At 74.3% G+C, this 17,873-nt stretch carries 19 protein-coding genes; 12 read left to right on the top strand and 7 right to left on the bottom strand.

The features are described 5' to 3' along the window. From ABZS66_RS52620 to ABZS66_RS52610, 3 genes are all read left to right on the top strand, one after another. Nucleotides 1-1,513 (top strand): LuxR C-terminal-related transcriptional regulator (locus ABZS66_RS52620; RefSeq protein ID WP_354770936.1); only part of this gene is annotated, 1,513 nt, incomplete at its 5' end. 48 nt (nucleotides 1,514-1,561) lie between these two features. Continuing rightward, the gene (locus ABZS66_RS52615) at nucleotides 1,562-2,131 is read left to right on the top strand and encodes a peroxidase (protein WP_354770934.1); all 570 of its coding nucleotides are present in this window, start codon (nucleotides 1,562-1,564) and stop codon (nucleotides 2,129-2,131) included. A gap of 84 nt (nucleotides 2,132-2,215) precedes the next feature. Next, on the top strand, nucleotides 2,216-2,686 hold the full coding sequence (locus ABZS66_RS52610) for a hypothetical protein (protein WP_354770932.1): 471 nt from the start codon (nucleotides 2,216-2,218) through the stop codon (nucleotides 2,684-2,686). On the opposite strand, the gene ABZS66_RS52605 is transcribed toward ABZS66_RS52610, so the two are convergent. Continuing rightward, the gene (locus ABZS66_RS52605) at nucleotides 2,675-3,535 is read right to left on the bottom strand and encodes a nucleoside hydrolase (RefSeq protein WP_354770930.1); all 861 of its coding nucleotides are present in this window, start codon (nucleotides 3,533-3,535) and stop codon (nucleotides 2,675-2,677) included. The genes ABZS66_RS52610 and ABZS66_RS52605 overlap by 12 nt on opposite strands. Nucleotides 3,536-3,745: 210 nt before the next feature. Beyond that, complete coding sequence (locus ABZS66_RS52600; RefSeq protein WP_354770928.1) at nucleotides 3,746-5,014, bottom strand: pentapeptide repeat-containing protein; 1,269 nt, start codon at nucleotides 5,012-5,014, stop codon at nucleotides 3,746-3,748. 113 nt (nucleotides 5,015-5,127) lie between these two features. On the opposite strand from ABZS66_RS52600, the gene ABZS66_RS52595 reads away from it, so the two are divergent. After that, the gene (locus ABZS66_RS52595) at nucleotides 5,128-6,561 is read left to right on the top strand and encodes an RICIN domain-containing protein (protein WP_354770926.1); all 1,434 of its coding nucleotides are present in this window, start codon (nucleotides 5,128-5,130) and stop codon (nucleotides 6,559-6,561) included. 408 nt (nucleotides 6,562-6,969) lie between these two features. On the opposite strand, the gene ABZS66_RS52590 is transcribed toward ABZS66_RS52595, so the two are convergent. Beyond that, on the bottom strand, nucleotides 6,970-7,773 hold the full coding sequence (locus ABZS66_RS52590) for an alpha/beta fold hydrolase (RefSeq protein ID WP_354770924.1): 804 nt from the start codon (nucleotides 7,771-7,773) through the stop codon (nucleotides 6,970-6,972). Between the two features lie 65 nt (nucleotides 7,774-7,838). On the opposite strand from ABZS66_RS52590, the gene ABZS66_RS52585 reads away from it, so the two are divergent. Together ABZS66_RS52585 and ABZS66_RS52580 are read left to right on the top strand one after the other, a co-directional pair. After that, nucleotides 7,839-8,363, top strand: a complete 525-nt coding sequence (locus ABZS66_RS52585) for a nitroreductase family protein (protein ID WP_354770922.1) — start codon at nucleotides 7,839-7,841, stop codon at nucleotides 8,361-8,363. Further along, nucleotides 8,360-9,451, top strand: coding sequence for an LLM class flavin-dependent oxidoreductase (locus ABZS66_RS52580; RefSeq protein ID WP_354770920.1), 1,092 nt, complete (start codon nucleotides 8,360-8,362; stop codon nucleotides 9,449-9,451). The genes ABZS66_RS52585 and ABZS66_RS52580 overlap by 4 nt, the downstream gene beginning before the upstream one ends. A gap of 268 nt (nucleotides 9,452-9,719) precedes the next feature. Here the strand turns inward: ABZS66_RS52580 and ABZS66_RS52575 are convergent, their stop codons facing one another. Next, nucleotides 9,720-10,637 (bottom strand): NADP-dependent oxidoreductase, encoded by a 918-nt coding sequence (locus tag ABZS66_RS52575; RefSeq protein WP_354770918.1) that lies wholly within the window; start codon nucleotides 10,635-10,637, stop codon nucleotides 9,720-9,722. A gap of 119 nt (nucleotides 10,638-10,756) precedes the next feature. Between ABZS66_RS52575 and ABZS66_RS52570 the strand changes: the two genes are divergently transcribed. The 4 genes from ABZS66_RS52570 (at nucleotide 10,757) to ABZS66_RS52555 (ending at nucleotide 15,116) form a co-directional block, all read left to right on the top strand. Further along, entirely contained in the window at nucleotides 10,757-11,737 is a 981-nt protein-coding gene (locus ABZS66_RS52570) for an NADPH:quinone reductase (RefSeq protein WP_354770916.1), read from the top strand. Nucleotides 11,738-11,798: 61 nt separating this feature from the next. After that, complete coding sequence (locus ABZS66_RS52565) at nucleotides 11,799-12,662, top strand: helix-turn-helix transcriptional regulator (protein ID WP_354770914.1); 864 nt, start codon at nucleotides 11,799-11,801, stop codon at nucleotides 12,660-12,662. Between the two features lie 273 nt (nucleotides 12,663-12,935). After that, complete coding sequence (locus ABZS66_RS52560; RefSeq protein ID WP_354770912.1) at nucleotides 12,936-13,103, top strand: hypothetical protein; 168 nt, start codon at nucleotides 12,936-12,938, stop codon at nucleotides 13,101-13,103. 75 nt (nucleotides 13,104-13,178) lie between these two features. After that, nucleotides 13,179-15,116 (top strand): AarF/UbiB family protein, encoded by a 1,938-nt coding sequence (locus tag ABZS66_RS52555; protein WP_354770910.1) that lies wholly within the window; start codon nucleotides 13,179-13,181, stop codon nucleotides 15,114-15,116. A 3-nt stretch (nucleotides 15,117-15,119) separates the two neighbouring features. Here ABZS66_RS52555 and ABZS66_RS52550 read toward each other — a convergent pair whose 3' ends face one another. Both ABZS66_RS52550 and ABZS66_RS52545 read right to left on the bottom strand, forming a co-directional pair. Next, entirely contained in the window at nucleotides 15,120-15,647 is a 528-nt protein-coding gene (locus tag ABZS66_RS52550) for a hypothetical protein (protein WP_354770908.1), read from the bottom strand. Next, nucleotides 15,644-16,105 carry a MarR family transcriptional regulator gene (locus ABZS66_RS52545; RefSeq protein ID WP_354770906.1) on the bottom strand — a complete coding sequence of 154 codons (462 nt, stop codon included), beginning with the start codon at nucleotides 16,103-16,105 and terminating at the stop codon, nucleotides 15,644-15,646. The genes ABZS66_RS52550 and ABZS66_RS52545 overlap by 4 nt, the downstream gene beginning before the upstream one ends. A gap of 61 nt (nucleotides 16,106-16,166) precedes the next feature. On the opposite strand from ABZS66_RS52545, the gene ABZS66_RS52540 reads away from it, so the two are divergent. Beyond that, a complete protein-coding gene (locus ABZS66_RS52540; protein WP_354770904.1) occupies nucleotides 16,167-16,904 on the top strand; it encodes an SDR family oxidoreductase in 738 nt (245 codons plus the stop codon). A 50-nt stretch (nucleotides 16,905-16,954) separates the two neighbouring features. After that, a complete protein-coding gene (locus ABZS66_RS52535) occupies nucleotides 16,955-17,143 on the top strand; it encodes a hypothetical protein (RefSeq protein WP_354770902.1) in 189 nt (62 codons plus the stop codon). Between the two features lie 71 nt (nucleotides 17,144-17,214). On the opposite strand, the gene ABZS66_RS52530 is transcribed toward ABZS66_RS52535, so the two are convergent. Further along, the coding region (locus ABZS66_RS52530) for a hypothetical protein (protein ID WP_354770900.1) at nucleotides 17,215-17,873 on the bottom strand (659 nt) is incomplete at its 5' end.

The raw sequence follows: 17,873 nt of genomic DNA, 5'->3' as shown, positions 1-17,873 counted from the left end.
CCACCGGGAGGCCGTCGCCCACTACGGCGCCGCGGCGGCCCACGCCGACCGGCTCGGCCCGGCCGAACGCGCCGCGCTGCTGGAGGAGTATGCCGGTCAGGCGTACCTCGCCGGCGCGCACGACGAGGGCCTGCGCGCCCGGCAGGCGGCCCTGGCCCTGCGCGAGGAGCTCGGCGCGGTCGAGCCGGTCGGCGAGAACCTGCGCTGGATCTCCCGCCTGGCCTGGTGGACCGGCGACGCCGGGCTGGCCGAGCGGACCGCGCTGCGGGCCGTCACGCTCGGCGACGGTCACCAGCTCGCCGTCGCCTACGCGAACCTGTCGCACCTGTACACGCTGTCCTACCGGCTGCGTGACGCGGTCGAGTGGGGCACGCGGGCCCACGCCCTCGCCGAGCGCCTCGGCGACCTCGACACGGCGCTGCAGGCACTGACGAACGTCAACGTCGCCCGGCTCACCGCCGGCCTGCCGGACGCCCGGCAGGCGCTGGAGGAGGCGTTCGCGACGGCCGACGCGAACGGGCTGCCGGTCCACGCGTCCCGGGCCCTGGGCAACATCGCCGGCATCCTCGCGGACGAGGTCGCCGAGTACGACGCGGCGGCCGCGGTCGCCGACCGGGCCCACGCCTACATCGCCGCCCACGACCTCGACGCGTACGAGCTGTTCACCCTCGGCATCCGCAGCCGCATCCGGCTCGAACGCGGCGACTGGGACGGTGCCCTCGCCGACGCCGACGAGGCCATCGCCCGGACCGGCCGCCACGGCGTCAACGCGGTCCTGCCCCTGGCCATGAAGGGCCGCATCCTGGCCGCGCGCGGCCACCCCGACGCCCTGTCCACACTGGACGACGCTGCCCGGGAGGCCGACCGGGTCGGCTACGTGCAGTTCGTCGCGCCCGTCGCCGACGGTCGTGCGGAGTACTTCCGCTGGAACGGCGACCCCACCCGCAGCCGCACCGAGGCGATGCGCGGCCTGGAGCTGGCTGCCGCGGTCGAGGGCCAGCCGTTCGTGACCGGGCGCCTCGCGCTCCGGTACCGCCAGGCCGGCGGGACGGGGGACCTGCCGGACGCGGTCGCAGCGCCGTACCGCTGGATGATCGACGGCGACTGGGGTGCCGCCGCCGCGGAGTGGCAGCGCCGCGGCGCCCGGCTGCTGGAGACCGAGGCCCTCGCCGGCGGCTCCCCGGAGGCCGCGCTCGAGGCCCTGCGCCGCTACGACGAGCTCGGCGCCGCCCGCGTCGCCGAGCACCTGCGGGCCGACCTACGCCGCCGCGGCGTGACCCGGGTGCCGCGCGGCCCGCGCCCGGCGACCGCCGCGCACGCCGCCGGGCTGACGCCGCGCCAGGCCGACGTCCTCGGCCTGCTCGTCGAGGGCCTGTCCAACGCCGAGATCGCCGCCCGCCTCACGCTGTCGGCCAAGACCGTCGACCACCACATCTCGGCCGTCCTGGCGAAGCTGGGCGTGACCAGCCGCGCCCAGGCCGTCGCGGCCGCCCGGCGCCACGGCCTGAGTTAGGGACTTCTCCCCATCCTTTTGTCGCACCACGCGACTACCGTTCCGCTCATGTCGTACCTCGAGACGCCCGACGAGTCGCCCCTCTACCAGGCCGAACTCGACCGCTCCGGCTACGTGCCCAACTACACGCGGGTCTTCGCGCTGCGCCCGGAGGTGTACGAGGCCTGGGCCGGGCTGAACCGGTCCGTGAAGCGCGGCATGGACCTGCGCCGCTACGAGCTGGCCACCCTCGCCGCGGCCCGCCGGCTGCGCTCCAGCTACTGCGCCCTGGCCCACGGCAGCGTGCTGCTGGAGCAGTTCTTCGACGCCGCCACCCTGCGGCAGATCGCGCTCGACCACCACGATGCGGGCCTGGACCCGGTCGACGTGGCGGTCATGGACTTCGCCGAGAAGGTGGCCGGCGACCCGACCGCGATCACCGCCGCCGACGTCGACACGCTGCGCCGCCACGGCCTGACCGAGCCGGAGATCCTCGACGTGGCACTGGCCGCGGCCGCGCGGTGCTTCTTCAGCACCGTGCTCGACGCGGTCGGCACCGAGCCCGACGCCGCCTACCGCACCTCCCTGTCCGGACCGCTGCTGACGGCCCTCACGGTCGGCCGCGCGGTCGCGTCGTAGTGCGCCACCTGGCTGCCCCGTGACGGGTGCTACCGTCCGCGTCGCCGCATCGAAGATCATGCGGCACCACACGAGGGGAGCACCATGTCCGTTCCTGCCGCTCATGCGTTCGGTTCCGCGCTGCGGCCCCCGGCCGAGGGCGAGTGCCAGTACTGCGGCTCGCGCCCGGCCGTCCGCACCACCTTCCAGTCGCTGACCAGCATCGCGATCATCTACATCATCACGTCGTTCCGCGGCTGGATGTGCCGATCGTGCGGCCTGGCCACCTACCGCGCCCGCACCAACCGCACCCTGGCCGCCGGCTGGTGGGGCATCAGCGCGGTCGGCGTGCCGATCCTGCTGCTCATCGACCGTCTCCGGCTGCGCAAGGTGCTCCGCCTGGCCCCGCCGGTGCCGACCCCCGGTGTCGCGGCCCAACTGCCGGCCCCGATGGACCCGGGCCTGCCGGTCCTGCGCCGCCCGGGCGCCATCGTCGCGGGCGTCGTCCTGGCCGGTTTCCTGCTGCTCGTCGCCCTGGTCGTCTGGGCGGAGCTGACCACGCCGTCATTCGAGTAGCGTCTGCAGAAAGCGCTCCCGGTCGTAGCCGGTGATGATCCACGTGCCCGAGCCGGGCTGTGGCCGGGAGCCCCACTCGCCGCGCTCGCGGTAGAGCTCGACCTCGGCCCAGGTACCGATCGCGGGGTCGATCGCACAGCAGGCCGCGAGCGGGTCGTGGAACATCTTCCCGGCGGGGCGATCCCGCAGGTACACCTCCATCAGACGGTGGATCGTGCGGGTGGAGTCGCGGCGGGCCTCCTCGGCGAACCGCGCGTGCACGGCCGCGTCGTACACGACACCGTGGCAGACGTTCTTCGACACGAACCGGCGGTGGCCGATGCCGTCGTGGTCGAGCACGGCGAACACGGCCGTCGGGTCGCCGTTGAGGTTGTAGCTGGGGCAGGTGGTCCGCCCGCGGAACTTCTCCAGCTGCCGCTCGGCGGGCACGACGCCCTCCCCGGCGAAGCCGCCCTGGACGACGAGCCGGCCGACGGCGAGGCTCCCACCGGCGATGGCGCGTTTGACATTCGTCAATGGCCCGCCACAGACGAGCGTCGTTGCGTCGCCGCACACCCCCGCCAGCAGCTCGGCGGCGTCCTCGGCGTCCCGCGACGGCGGGATGTCGCCGAGCGCCCGGTAGTGCCACAGCGACACGACGTCCCTGGGGTGGTCGAGGTTCCCGGCCCCGACCCGCACGTCGTCCCGCCCGACCAGCCGCAGCGCGTGCCGCACGACCCCGACCTGCGCCGCACTCCCGGGCACGACGGTCACCCCGGCAAGCCGCACGCGCGGATGCCCGGCGAGCAGCAGCAGCGTGAGCAGATCGTCGGGGTCCCCGGTCTCCATGTCGAACACCACGTCAAGCACGCCCGATGACACCACTTCGGGCAACTCCCCCGCCACCGCTTTGCGGCCCGGGGCGGCGCCGGAAGCCTTCGTCGTCCACGACCCTGACCACCGCGTCCGCACCGGGGTGCTGGAATGGTGCGCCGCTGCGTCCGCATCAAGGTGCTGGAGCGGCGCGCAGCCGTGTCTGCATCGGGGGTGCTGGAGCGGCGCGCCGCCGCGCCGGCCGGGTCAGGTGACCGTGCCGAGGAAGACGGCGTGGTCGGGTGGTGGCGTGCCGAAGACCGCGTCGCCGTGGAAGGTCGCGTGGCCGAGCGGGCCGTCGAGCGAGAACGACGGGCGTTTGATGCGGTTGCCCGCGAAGCGGGTCGTGCCGTGGAACTGGGCGCCGCAGAACTCGGCGTAGTCGGCCTCGCAGCCGGTGAAGTCGGCGTCGACGAGGACCGCGCCGCTCAGGTGCAGGTGCAGGCCCGGCCAGTGGCGGAGGCGGTCTTCGAGGAGGCGCTGCGTCCTGCGTCGCAGCGGCGGGTCGGACCGCACCTGCGACCGGAGTGGGGCGCGGAGCAGGGCGCACAGCGTTGTCACGATCCGCTGGCGCAGGTCGGGGCGGTCCTCGCCCAGCTGGGCCAGCATCGCCAGGCCCGCCGGGTCGGCGTCGGTCAGGTGGCGGGCGAACGGCGGTACACCTGGATCGAACGTCACCTCGCCGCCTTCCGGAGGGGCCGTCCAGCCCAGCGGCCACCCGGACGCGCCGTCCTCCGTGTTGCCGGTCCAGTCTGCGCCGGTCAGGTCGGCTGTGGGGTGGTCGAGGTGGCAGCGGCCGGCGAAGTGCGCGCCGGCGAAGGTGGTGGCGGCGGCGAACCTCGCGTTGTAGAACCAGGCCGGGCCGGCGAAGGTCGCGTCGCGGAACGTCACGTCGGCGGTGAACCGGGCGCCGTCGCCGCCCTCCTCCCAGTCCTGGTAGTCCTCGACGAGCACGGCGACCGGCCAGTCGGGGTCGGCCTCGCCCGGCTCGTCCCACGGTGCCGGCGCGATCTCCTCGACCGTGTCCCAGGCCTCGTCGTCGTCCCACCAGGTCTCGGCGCCGCGGCCGAACCATGCCATGCCGGCGAAGTGGGCGCCGGTGAAGTCGGCGCGGCCGCGGAACCTGGTCCGGCCGAACGCGGCGTCGCCGTCGAACCGCGCGCCGGCGAAGGTGGCGTCGCCCGCGAACAGCGCGCGCTGGAAGGTGGCCTCGCCCGCGAACGTGGCGTGTTCGAAGCGGGTCGTGCCGTGGAAGCGGGTGTCGGCGAACGCCACCGCGGCGAGGTGGCAGCCGCTGAAGTCGGCATCGACGAGGGTCGCGCCGCAGAGATCGACGCTGATGCCTTCCCAGCCCGCCCGGAGGCGGTCGGTGAGCAACCGCAGCGCGTCGGGGCCGGCGGCGCAGACGGCGTCCGCGGCCGGCTGGCGGCGCGCCGGGTCGGACTCGGCCTGTTCGAGCAGCGTCACGAGGTCCACCGCGACAGCCTAGCGCGCGTGAAAGTTTCCGAGATCGACGTTGACGTTTATCTATGTGAGCGCTAACTTGCCTCAGGAAAGCGCTTACCCCGTCCTCACACCGGAGGTAGCTCATGACCGCAACCGCAGGCACCGCCAGGCCTGCCACCGCCCGCCGCCGATGGCCGATCGCGGTGATCACCGCCGCCACGACGGTCATCGCGGGCACCACCGCCCTCGTCGCCGCCCACAGCGCCGAGGCGGCCACGATCGACACCAGCGCCACGTACGTCTTCGTCAACCGGCACAGCGGCAAGGCGATGGACGTGTACAACTGGGCCACGAACGACGGCGCCGCGATCAACCAGTTCGCCCGCAACGACCTCGCCGTGCAGCAGTGGCAGTTCGTCAGCGCGGGCAGCGGGTACTACAAGATCAGGTCGAGGCACAGCGGCAAGGTGCTCGACCTGCCGGACGCCAACGACGGCACCCAGCTCGTGCAGTACGCCGACAACGGCAGCACCCGCCAGCAGTTCCAGGTCCTGGACTCCAGCGACGGGTACGTCCGCTTCAAGAACCGCGCCAGCGGCAAGGTCCTCGACGTCTGGGAGTGGTCGACGGCCGACGGGGCGAAGATCGCCCAGTTCACCGACCTCGACGGCTGGAACCAGCAGTGGCAGCTGGCCAAGCTGGGCGGCACCAGTACCCCGCAGACCGGCCTCGCCGGCTGGGCCACCCAGAACGGCGGCACCACCGGCGGCGGCAGCGCGTCGGCGACGACCGTGTCGAGCGCGTCGGCCCTGACCAGCGCCCTGAGCTCGAGCAGCGCGTCGGTGATCCGGGTGTCCGGCACGATCTCCTGCTCCGGCATGCTCAAGGTGGCGTCGAACAAGACCGTCCTCGGTAACGCGGGCGCGACGATCGTCGGTTGCGGCTTCACGCTCAGCGGCTCGAAGAACGTCATCATCCGCAACCTGACGTTCCGGGACTGGAACGACGACGCCGTCAACGTCGAGCAGTCGTCGACGAACGTGTGGATCGACCACAACACGTTCAGCAACGGCTACGACGGCGCGGTGGACATCAAGCGCGGCTCGGACTTCATCACGGTGTCGTGGAACCGGGTGTTCAACCACGACAAGTCGATGCTGCTGGGCCACTCCGACGACAACGGCAGCCAGGACCGGGGACACCTGCGGGTGACGTACCACCACAACTGGTTCGACGGCTCGACCCAGCGCCACCCGCGGGTCCGGTTCGGCAACCCGGTCCACGTGTACAACAACTACTACAACAATGTCGGCGGCTACGGCGTCGCGTCGACCGAGGGCGCCGGCGTGCTCGTCGAGGGCAACTACTTCGAGAACACCGACGACCGGTACCACCTCGGCGAGGGCGACTCCGGCCCCGGCACGCTGGTGGCCCGCAACAACCACTTCGTGAACTCGGGCAGCGGCCAGACCGGCGGCAGCGTGGCCAGCATCCCGTACTCCTACACCCTGGAGACGGCGAGCAACGTCAAGGCCAGCGTGACCGCCGGCGCGGGCGCCGGCCGGGTCTCCGTCTGACCGGCCGTGGAGGATCGGCCCGGGGCCCGATGGTCCCGGGCCGATGCCATGCGGACACGGCCGGACCGTGCCGGCGACGCTGCACGCGACCCCTCCCGGGCCGCAGCACACCCTCATCTGAGGAACGGCGTGCGGTCGAGCACGAACCCGTACTCGGCCGTCGCGCCCGGCTATCCACCTATCCACCCGGCCGGCGAGCCCGGCTGCCCACCCGGCCGGCGAGCCCGGCGTGCGCGACGAGCGCGACGCTCGGCGGCCGTGCTGGACGTGCTGGACGTGCTGGCCGTGCTGGACGTGCTGGACGTGCTGGACGTGCTGGACGTGCCGAAGTCGATCCCGAGCCGTTACCCGGTGCCGATCACCGGCCCACTCCACGAATCCACCGGCGGGACCCGCATCACCGAGAGGTCAGCCGCTGTAGAAGTCTGTGAGCACGGGCGCCAGGACGGCCGGGTCGGCGACGTGGCCCTGGCCCGCCAGGACGTGGCGGCGGGCGGCCGGGACGGCGGCTGTGATCGCCTCCGCGGCCGGCTCGAACAGGCCCCCGGCGTCGCCGGTCAGCACCAGCAGCGGCTCGGTGATCGTCGCCAGGCGGGCGGCGGGTGGGCGGCCGTCGCCGAGGCACGCAGCGTCGTACGCCAGCGACGGTGCCAGTGCCTCCAGCCCGGCCCACACCGGCGCCGACCGGGCACCGGCGACGTCCTCCTCCGCTGCCCCGGCGAGCCGCATGAACAGTTCCACGGCCGCGCCCCGCTGCCCGGCGCCGAGCAGTCGGTGCAGCTCGACCCTGTACTCGGCGAACGCCGCCACGATGGCCGGGTCGACCAGGTACGGCACCTCGTACACCGCGAGCCGCCCGACCGGCAGCCCGGCCGCGGCCGCCTCGAGGGCGAGCGCGCCGCCTGACGAGGCGCCGAACAGGTGGGCGGTGCCGCCGGCCGCGGTGATGACGGCCGCCAGGTCCCCGAGCTCCCGTGCCACCGCGTCCCGGCCGAGGACCGGCCCGCGCCAAGGGGGTGGCGCCGCGTCGGTGCTGAGGGCACGTCCGCGGCGGGCATAGTTGAAGACGGTGAACGACCGCGCCAGCGCCGGCACGAGCGGGGCGTTCTCCGATCCGTCGTCCAGGCCGCCGCCCACCAGGATCACGGCGGGCCCCTCGCCCGCACGCTCGACCGCGATGGTCGTGCCGTCCCGCGAGGTCACCGTCTCCATCGCCGCAGTCTATGCTTTGCCAGTTCCCCACTTCTCCTATCTGATTGACATGATATCGTCGCGGCATGGAGACCTGGGACGCGCTGCGGGCGCGGCGCAACGTCAGGCAGTACCGGCCGGAGCCCGTCCCCGTCGAGCATCTCGACCGGCTGGTCGAGGCGGCCCGACGGGCGCCGTCGGCGTCCAACGGGCAGCGATGGGACTTCGTCGTCGTCACCGACCACGAGCAGCTGACCGAACTGGCCACCGTCTGGCGCGGCGCCCGGCACATCGCCGGAGCCGCGGCGGCGATCGCGCTCGTGCTGCCCGAGCCGGCCGACGAGCGGCAGCTGCTCACCGACCGGTTCGATCTGGGGCAGGCCGCGTTCGCGATCCTGGTCGCGGCGGCCGACCTCGGCATCGGCACCGGCCACTCGTCCGTCGGGGACCAGGACCGGGCCCGCGAACTGCTGGGCGTCCCGGCGGACCGCACCGTGCCGTACCTGATCGGCGTCGGATATCCCGCCGACCGCCCGCTGCGCCCGCTCGCCCGGCCGGACCGCCGCCCCTTCGACGAGGTCGTCCACCGCGGCCGCTGGAACGCGTCATGACCGTCACCACGCTCGCCTTCCTCACCCCGGGCAACTTCGCCGACGACGACCCCTACGCGGGGCTCGAGGCGACGCTGCGGCTGTTCGAGTTCGCCGAGCGGCTCGGCTTCGACGGTGGCTGGATCCGCCAGCGCCATCTGGAGCACGGCGTGGGCTCGGCGGCCGTGTTCCTCGCCGCGGCCGGCCAGCGCACCACCCGCCTGCAGCTCGGCACCGCGGTCATCCCGATCGGCTACGAGAGCCCCTTCCGCCTGGCCGAGGACCTGTCGCTGGCGGACGTGCTCTCCCGCGGCCGCCTGCAGGTCGGATTCAGCGCGGGCACCCCGCCGCATGCCGAACTCATCGGCGACCTCGTCTTCGACGGCGACTGGCGCACCTACGACCTCTCCTACACCCGCATCGCCCGCCTCCGCGACAACCTCCGCGGCGACTTCCTCGGCGGCCCGGACACGGTGATCCACTCCCCCGGCAACACGCAGCGCCCGCGCCTGCAGCCCTACAGCAAGGGTCTTGTGGATCGTCTCTGGTACGGCGGGGGCTCGCTCCGCTCGATCCGCTGGGCGGCCTCCGCCGGCCTGAACCTCCTCGCCGGCAACATCGTCTCCGGCGAGACGACCGACGACTTCGTCACCGCCCAGCTGACCCACATCGAGGAATACCGCTCCCTGTCGGCGGGCCCGGCCGGGCCGGCCGAGTTGGCCGGGTCGGGCAGCACCGAACCCCCGGCTCCAGGGCGCCAGCCCGGCCGGATCGCCGTGGGCCGGGTTGTCGTGCCGCTCGACAGCGCGGACGCCGCGACCCGCCGCCGCTACCTCCGCTACGCCGAGTCCCGCCACGAGCGCACCCTCAAGCCCCACGGCGAGCGCCGCGCCCTCTTCGCCCCCGACGTCATCGGCACCGCCGACGACATCGTCGAGCGCCTGCTGGCCGACGCGGCGGTCCAGGCCGTGGACGAACTGCGGCTCGAGCTGCCCTACGAGTTCGAGCCAGCCGACTACGAGCAGATCCTCGATGACGTCGCCCGCCTGGTGGCGCCCCGCCTGGGCTGGTCCCCGACCCCGCCTGCCTCCGCGGCGCCCGCCGGCTGACGAGCCCTCACGCGGCAGCTTTCCGTCCTCGTCCCAGCCCTGCAGCGCTCCGTCCTCCCCCCGGCAGGACTGCCCTCCGTCCTCGTCCGGGTCGGGCCGCCCTCCGTTCCCGCCCCGGCCCGGCAGCCCCCCGCTGCCGCCGCCGGACGGAAGCCCTGCGTCCTCGTCCCGGCCCAACCGCCGTCCGTTTCCGCCTCGGCAGGGCCTTCCTCCGTTCCCGTCCCGGCCCGGCAGCCCCCCGTTCCCGCCGCCGGCCGGGAGCTCTGCGTCACGGCACCAGGACGAGCTTGCCGAGCGTGTGCCGGCGCTCCAGCAGCGCGTAGGCATCGGCCACCTCCTCCAGTCCGACCACCCGCTCGATCGGCACGTCGAGCCGCCCCGCCGCCACGAGGCCCGCGAGCTCTTCGAGCACCGCCGGGCTCGACGCGTCGTTGCTGCCCACCGCGTGGACGCCGTGCCGGGCGGCGGCTTCGAAATCGATGAGCGTGTTGATCCGGTCGGGTCGCACGCCGAACGCGAGGGCCAGGTCGACGTAGCCGCCGCCGAACGTGTCGACGAACGCGTCGGCCTGCCCGGCAACGGCTCTCAGCCGGTCGAGCACCCCGTCTCCGTACGCAACCGGGATCACGCCGTGCTCCCGCAGCCAGGCGTGGTGGGGCTCGCTCGCCAGGCCGACGACCGCGGCGCCTGCCTCCCGGGCGAGTTGCACCGCGAGGGTGCCGACCCCGCCGGCGGCACCCGCGACGACGACCGTGTCGCCCGGGCCGGCGGCCACCGCGCGGACCGCGGCATAGGCGGCCGCCCCGGCCGTATACAGGGCGCCGGCCACCTCCCAGGGCACGGCTGCCGGCCGTCGGGCGAGGTTGCGCACCGGGACCAGCACCAGCTCGGCGTGGGTGCCGAACTCGTCGGCCCAGCCGAACACCTCGTCACCGGCCGTGAACCCCTCGGCGCCCGGGCCGGCCTCCTCCACTACGCCGGCGACGTCGCGGCCCTGCCCGGAGGGGAAGCTCGTACGGTACACCCGCTGCAAAAATCCGCCGCGAATCCCCGACTCGACCGGATTGAGGCCCGCGGCACGCACCCGAAGCAGGACCGTCCTCGGCCCGGGCACCGGCCGCGCCACCTCCACGACCTGCAGGACCTCGGGCCCGCCGAACTTCTCGAACCGCACCGCGCGTGCCATCTGCCGTCTCCCTCGCTCCGGATCGCCTCCGCCGACAAGACGACCCTGACACCCCACGCAGCGGGTGAGAATGGGCTTGTTCAGCCTAGGATTCGCAATCCCGGGGCAGGATCGGAGGCATGCGCGCGGCCTACATCGAACGGCTCGGACCGGCCGAGGAGATCCGGTGCGGCCCGCTACCGGACCCCGTGCCCGGCCCCACCGACGTGCTGGTCGAGGTGACGGCGACGACGGTGAACCCGGTCGACACGTTCGTGCGCTCCGGTCTGTTCCCCACGCCGCTGCCGATGCCGTTCGTCGTGGGCCGCGACCTGGTCGGCACCGTGCTGTCGACGAACGGGCGGGTGACCGGGTTCGCACCCGGCGACGTCGTGTGGTGCGACAGCCTCGGCCACGCGGGCCGGCAGGGCGCCGCCGCAGAGCGCGCCGTGGTGCCGATGGAGCGGCTGTACCGCGTGCCGCCCGGCGTCCAGCCCCGCGCCGCGGTCGCCGCGGTCTTCCCGGCCGGTACCGCCTACCTGGCGCTGTTCACGCACGGCCGGCTGCGCGCCGGTGACACCGTGATCGTCGAGGGCGCCGCGGGCCATGTCGGTGCGGCGCTCGTCGCGTTCGCCGTCGACGCCGGGGCGCGGGTCGTCGCCACGGCCGCGGCTGACGACGCCGCCTACTGCACGGCGCTCGGCGCGGACGAGGTGGTCGACTACCGCGCAGCCGACCGCCTCGAACGGCTGGCGGCGGCCTGCCCCGGGGGCGCGGCGCTGTACCTCGACACGTCAGGGCGCAACGACCTGGCAGCGGCGCTGGACCTGCTCGCGTTCCGCGGCCGGATCGTGGTGCTGGCCGGTGCGGCGTCCCGGCCGGTGCTGCCGGTGACCGCACTGTACATGCACGACCGGACCGTCAGCGGGTTCGTCATCTCGCACGCCACCGTCGCGGAGCTGGCCGAGGCCGCGGTGGCGACCAACCGGATGCTGACGGCCGGAAAGCTCCGCCCGAGGGCCACGGTCGACCTGCCATTGTCGGCGACCGCCGAGGCGCACGCGATGATCGAGCGCGGAGAGTTACGCGGCCGTCGCATCATCATTACTCCTGGTGACTAGGACTGACGATCCTTGCCTGCGCTTTGGGTGTCCGGGCCGCAGCGGGGTCAAGATGGGCGGCATGAACCGCCGCGAACTTGCCGACTTCCTGCGCCGCTGCCGGGAGCGGGTGCAACCAGCCGACGTCGGGCTCCCCGCCGGGGCCCGCCGCCGCACACCGGGCCTGCGGCGCGAGGAGGTCGCGCGGCTGGCCGGCATGTCCGCGGACTACCTCATGCGGCTGGAGCAGGGCCGCGGCCCGCAGCCGTCGACGCAGCTCCTCGCCCCGCTCGCCCGCGCGCTGCGACTCAACGACGACGAACGCGACCATCTCTATCTCCTGGCCGGCCACCGCCCGCCGGCGGGGCCACCGGCCGGTGACGAGGTCCAGCCCGGGCTGCTCATGCTGCTCGACCGGCTGACCGACGCGCCGGCCCAGGTGCTCAGCGACATCGGCGACCTGCTCGCGCAGAACGCGCTCGCCGAGGCACTGTTCGGCGGGGTGTGCTCGACCCGGCCGCAGCAGCGCAACATCGTGTGGCGGTGGTTCACCGACCCGGCGGTCCGGGCCGCATATCCGCCGGACGACCAGGCCGCGTGGAGCCGCGTGCATGTGGGGGATCTGCGCGCCGCCCTCGCCCGCCGCACCAACGACCCGGCGGCGCTCGACCTCGTGCGGCGGCTGCACGCGGCGAGCCCGGAGTTCCGCGAGCTGTGGCAGCTGCACGAGGTCGGCGTCCGCCGCGTCGGCAACGTGCGGGTGGTCCATCCGGTGCTGGGGCTGGTCGACCTCGACTGCGAGCAGGTGCTCTCCCCGGCCGAGGACCAGCGCCTGCTGCTGTTCACCGGCCCGCCGGGCAGCCGCACGGCCGAGCAGCTCGGGCTCCTGCGCGCCGGGCGCCTCGACTATCCCGGCGGGGTGCCCGCGGCGACCGTTCCGGTGTAGGCGAGCACCGTCTGGCGTGAGCGAGCGGCGCCGCCCGCCCAGCCGCGGGACGGAGCGCGCCCAACCACCGACCGCCGAGGCGCGCGTCGCCGGCCCTCCCGGCCACCGACGCCATCCGCTCGGCCGTTCCCACCCCACTCGGCGCTCGTTCTCCGGTCAGCAACAACCGGGGACGATGCTGTGGACATATCTCTTCCACTTCGACGACCTTCTGGAGGTGCTCAGCAGAGCGGACATCATCGAGGCATTCGACGCCGGGAAGACGAAGGTGTCGTGATCGCCGGGTTCGGGCGAGGGCAGAATGGCCGGAACTTTGACCTTGAGTTCGACGACCGCTGGCGGCTCGGCGGCGCGCTTCCAGATCCCGGGCAGGGCCTGACGGAGGTCGGGATGGCTGGGCTCGTGCGGGTGCCGGTGGGCGGCATCCCGCTGGTGGGCTGACGGCCCGAGCCCACCGGGCGGAGGCCACCGGGCGGAGGCCACCGGGGCGCGCACCGATCGACTACCGTCGGTCTCATGGGGGACGTGTCGGTGTGGGTGGCTGTGGTCGTCACCGTGTTCGGGGTGGTGGCCGTCGTGGCGCTCATCGCGCGGCGGCTGCTCGGGGTGCGGTTCGGGACCGTGCGGCTGCTGCTCGCCGGGACCGTCGCGCTGCTCGTCGCCGGGCCGATCGCGCGGGCCATGGCTGGGTCGGTGCCGCAGGACAGCACGTCCGTCGCGCCGGTGTGGCTGCTCCTGCTGGCGGCCGTCACCTCGCTCGTCGTCGCCATGGTGTTCCTGGTCGTGGCCGAGGCGCTCGTGCCGGCCGGGCACATCACGCCGCTGCAGTGGTTGCGGGGGCTTCGGGGGCGGGCCCGGCGGACTCGGCGGTACGTGCAGATTCTGGCGATCGTGGTGCGGCACGGGCTCGGGCCGCACCTGCGCGGGCGGCGCGCCGGGGCGCCGGCCGGGCGGTCGCTCCGGGCGGCGCTGGAGGAGGGCGGGCTCACCTTCGTCAAGCTCGGCCAGGTGCTGTCGACCCGGCGCGACCTGGTGCCGGCGGAGGTCGCGGAGGAGCTCAGCACGCTGCGCGACCGGGCCGCGCCGGTGCCGTGGAGCGACGTCGAGGCCGTGCTGGTCGCCGAGTTCGGGATGCCGCCCGGCGAGCTGTTCGCCTCGATCGACCGCGAGCCGCTCGCGGCCGCGTCGGTGGCGCAGGTGCACACGGCCACGCTGCGCTCCGGCGCCGACGTGGTGGTGAAGGTCCAGCGGCCCGGTGTGCGCGCCGCCGTCGAGCGTGACCTCGACATCGTGGCGCGGCTCGCGGCGACGCTGGAGACGCGTACCCGCTGGGGCCGCACCACCGGCGCCGCCGCGCTCGCCGCCGGGTTCGCCCAGGCGGTCCGGGAGGAGCTCGACTTCCGCGCCGAGGCGCGCAACCTGGCCGCGGTGGCGCGGGCCGCCCCGGACAGCGCGGTCGTGTTCCCCGAGCCGTTCCCGGCGCTGTGCACCGAGCGGGTGCTGGTGATGAGCCGGCTCGACGGCGTCCCGCTCACCACCGCCGGGCCGGCGCTCGCGGCGCGCGGCCTCGACCCGGCCGGCCTGGCGCGGACGCTGCTGTCGTGCGTCCTGCGGCAGATCCTCGTCGCCGGGGTGTTCCACGCCGACCCGCACCCGGGCAACGTGCTGCTGCTGCGCGACGACCGGCTCGGGTTGCTCGACTTCGGCTCGGTCGGCCGGCTCGACGGCGGCGTTCGGGAGTCTCTGCAGCGGCTCCTGCTGGCGCTCGACCGCGGCGACCCGGCCGGGGCGACCGACGCGCTGCTCGGCGTCGTCGCCCGGCCTGACGAGGTCGACGAGGAGCGGCTCGAGCGGTCCCTCGGGCAGTTCATGGCGCGGTACGTCAGCCACGGCGGCAGCACCGACCCGCAGCTGTTCCGGTCGCTGCTGCGGCTCGTCGCGGACTACGAGCTGAGTGTGCCGCCGGAGGTTGCCGCGGTGTTCCGGGCGCTGACGACGCTGGAGGGCGGGCTGGCCGAGCTGTCGCCCGGGTTCGACGTGATGACCGAGGCGCGGCGGTTCGCGGCCGACGCCTTCGCCGAGCTGGCCCGGCCGGAGGCGGTCCGGCAGGCGCTCACCGACGAGCTGACCACGCTGGTGCCGATCCTGCGGCGGCTCCCCCGGCGCGTCGACCGCATCGCCGCCTCGCTCGAACGCGGCCGGCTCGGCGTCAACGTGCGGCTGTTCGCCGACGAGCGGGACCGGCGCCTGGTCAGCGGCCTCGTGCACCGGGTGCTGCTGACGGTGCTGGCCGGGGTCAGCGGCATCATGGCGGTCATGCTGCTCGGCACGGCCGGCGGCCCGGAGGTGACGCAGACGCTGACGCTGTACGCGCTGCTGGGCTACAACCTGCTCGCGGTGGCCGCCATCCTCGCCCTGCGCGTGCTCGTCGTCGTGTTCCGATCGGACCGCTGACAACTAACGTTCGGACCGCCGACAGCACACGGTCAAGCAGTACCGGCAGGAACGGATCGTCGCGGAGACGGTCCACGATCGGGATGGGCGGAGTGCCTCCACCGGCCGGTCGAGGTACCCGAGCCAGTGCCGCACGAACCGTTCGCTGCCCGGCGGCTTGACGCCCTCGGCGCGCAGCAGGTCGGTCACGAACGGGTAATGCGTCAGTCCGGCGGCGAGGCGCGCGGCGAGGTCGCCGAGCCAGGTCAGCCTGCGCTCCCGGGCCGCGGCGATCACCGGCCCGGCGGCGTCGGCGGTGGGCACGACGTCACGGTGGAGGACCGTGGCCGCCTGCGCGGCGTCCGGCAGGCCGGCGACCACCGCGACGGCGAGGGCTGTGGCCGTGCTGCCGTACCAGCCGAACTCGCGGTGCCGCCGGGCCAGCTCCGCGCCCAGGGTGCGGCGCCGTGCCTCGTCGGCGCCGGCGAAGAGCGCGGCGGTACCGGCGACGTCGCCGCGCCGCAGGGTGGTGATCAGGTCTGTCGTCGTCACTCCTCGGTCAACGCGTCCTCGCCGACCAGGCCGCGCAGGCGGGTGCTCGCGCGTTCCAGGGAACGTACCGTCGTGTCCAGGTCCGGGGCCGGGAGGTCGCCCAGGGCCTCCTCGGCCAGTTCGGCCCAGGCGCGTTCGATGGCCGGGACCAGGGCGCGGCCGGCCTCGGTCACGACGATGCGGACCTGGCGGCGGTCGCCCGGGACCGGCTCGCGGCGGAACCAGCCGCCGGACTCCAGGCGGGCCAGGCTGCGGGTGGCGGTCGGCGGCTCCACGCCCAGGCGGGCCGCGAGCTCGGACACCGTCATGCCGGCGCGCTCCTCGGCGAGCAGCCACAGCAGCACGTCCTGCCCGGGATGCAGGCCCAGCGCGGCGAGCTTGCGGGCCTTCGCGGCGCGGTAGAGCTTGGCCAGCTTGTTGAGCGCCCGGTTGACGCGCATGACCTCGGCGGGTTCCACGCGACCATCCTACCGATGTATAGTCGGCTAACCTTTAGCCGACTATCTTTGGGGGTACCAGATGAATCTCGGACTTGCCGGGAAGGTCGTGCTGGTCACGGGCGCCTCCGGTGACATCGGGCGGGCGATCGCCGCGGCGTTCGTCGGCGAGGGTGCCCGGGTCGTCGCCGGGTGGCACCGCAACGAGGACGCGGCGCGCGGCATCCCGGGCGTCGCGATGACGGTGCGGATCGACCAGCGCGACCCCGGCTCGATCGGCGCCGCCGCCGAGCAGGTCGCGCGCACCGCCGGCGACGTCGCCGTGCTGGTGGCCAACGCGGTCGCGTGGCCATCGTGGGACCCGGAGACCTGGGACAGCCTCACCGACGGGTTCGCGGCCAACGCGGTCGGGACGTTGTCGCTGGTGGAGGCGGTGCTGCCGGGGATGCGCGCGGACGGCTGGGGCCGGATCGTGCTGGTCTCGTCCGACGTCGTCGACCAGCCGATGCCGGCCGGGCTGGCGTACCCGGCGGCGAAGGGCGCGCTGGAGACCGCCGCCCGGGTGCTCGCCGCGCGCGAGGCGCGCCACGGCATCCTCACCAACGTGGTGCGGCCCGGGTTCACGCTGACCGAGCGGGCGCTGACCACCCCCGGCTTCGGCCAGCAGGTCGTCGACGCCGAGGCCGCCCGCACGCCGACCGGCCGCATCTGCACGCCGTCGGACGTGGCCTCGGCGGTGCTGTTCCTGGGCTCGGACGCGAACGGCCACATCAACGCGGAGACGCTGTCCGTGGCGGGCGGGCGGCACCTGACGAGGTGAGCGCCGCCCCGAAGTGGGTATCCCAGGGTGGAGGACGGAGGAGGTTGACGATGCGCAGAGCGTTCGGACGGTGGGCGGTGGCCGCCCTCGCGATCCCGCTCGCCGTGGCCGGGGCGAAGAAGGTCAGCGAGCGGATCGAGGCCCGGCGGGGCTCGACGCGGACGTCGCGGCTGCTGCGGCAGGGCACGACCCTCGCCGAGCGGCTGACGGGCCGCAAGAAGCGCCGGTTCGGCTGGTAGCCGCAGTCGCGCCGGAAGAAGCCGGTGAAGGTGGGGTCCGGAGGCCGGTGGCCTCCGGACCCGCAACCGGGTCAGACCTCCAGCAGCCACCAGGCGACCGGCACGCCGCCGGCCGGCGCGGCCGCGTTGAGGTGCACGCGGAGCTGGCCGGTGCCCGGGTTCGGGACGGCGGCCTTCACCCAGACGGCGGTGTTGCGCTGGGCCACCGCGAGGGCGTGGGTCGAGGTGTACACCTGCAACCCGGCCACCGTCGCGCTCGTCGCGCCGGCGGGCACCGTCACGACGCCGCTGCGGGCGAAGCGGACCTGGCCCCGCACGTCGAGGGCCGTCTTGCTGAACTCGTCCGGCGCCGCCGCCACCACGCCGACGCCGCCGAGGTCGGAGGCCGTGCCGATCACGCCGTAGCCGAGGTCGCTGCGGCCGACGAGGCCGTTGCCGTTCGAACTGAAGCCCACCACGCCGGCGTCGAACCCGGACGCGTCGACGCCCACGTCGGCCGACGCCTTGACGCCGACCGCGCCGCCCACCCCGACGGCGTTGCGGACCTCGAGGGTCGCGCCGCCCGCGGTCGAGCGCAGGATCGTGCCGGCGCCGCCGGCGTCGTTGTCGGCGCCCTGGACGACCGGGTCACCCGGCGCCGCACCGACCGGGCCCGAGCCCAGCGCGAGCGCGCCCGTGTCGAACACCGTCGCCGCAGACAACGCCGCACGAATTCGGGATCGCTGCATGA

The sequence above is a fragment of the Dactylosporangium sp. NPDC005572 genome (assembly GCF_040605515.1).
Taxonomy (GTDB): domain Bacteria; phylum Actinomycetota; class Actinomycetes; order Mycobacteriales; family Micromonosporaceae; genus Dactylosporangium.
The sequence above is the reverse complement of the archived record's forward strand: the minus strand, read 5'-3'. Positions and strand labels throughout refer to the sequence as shown.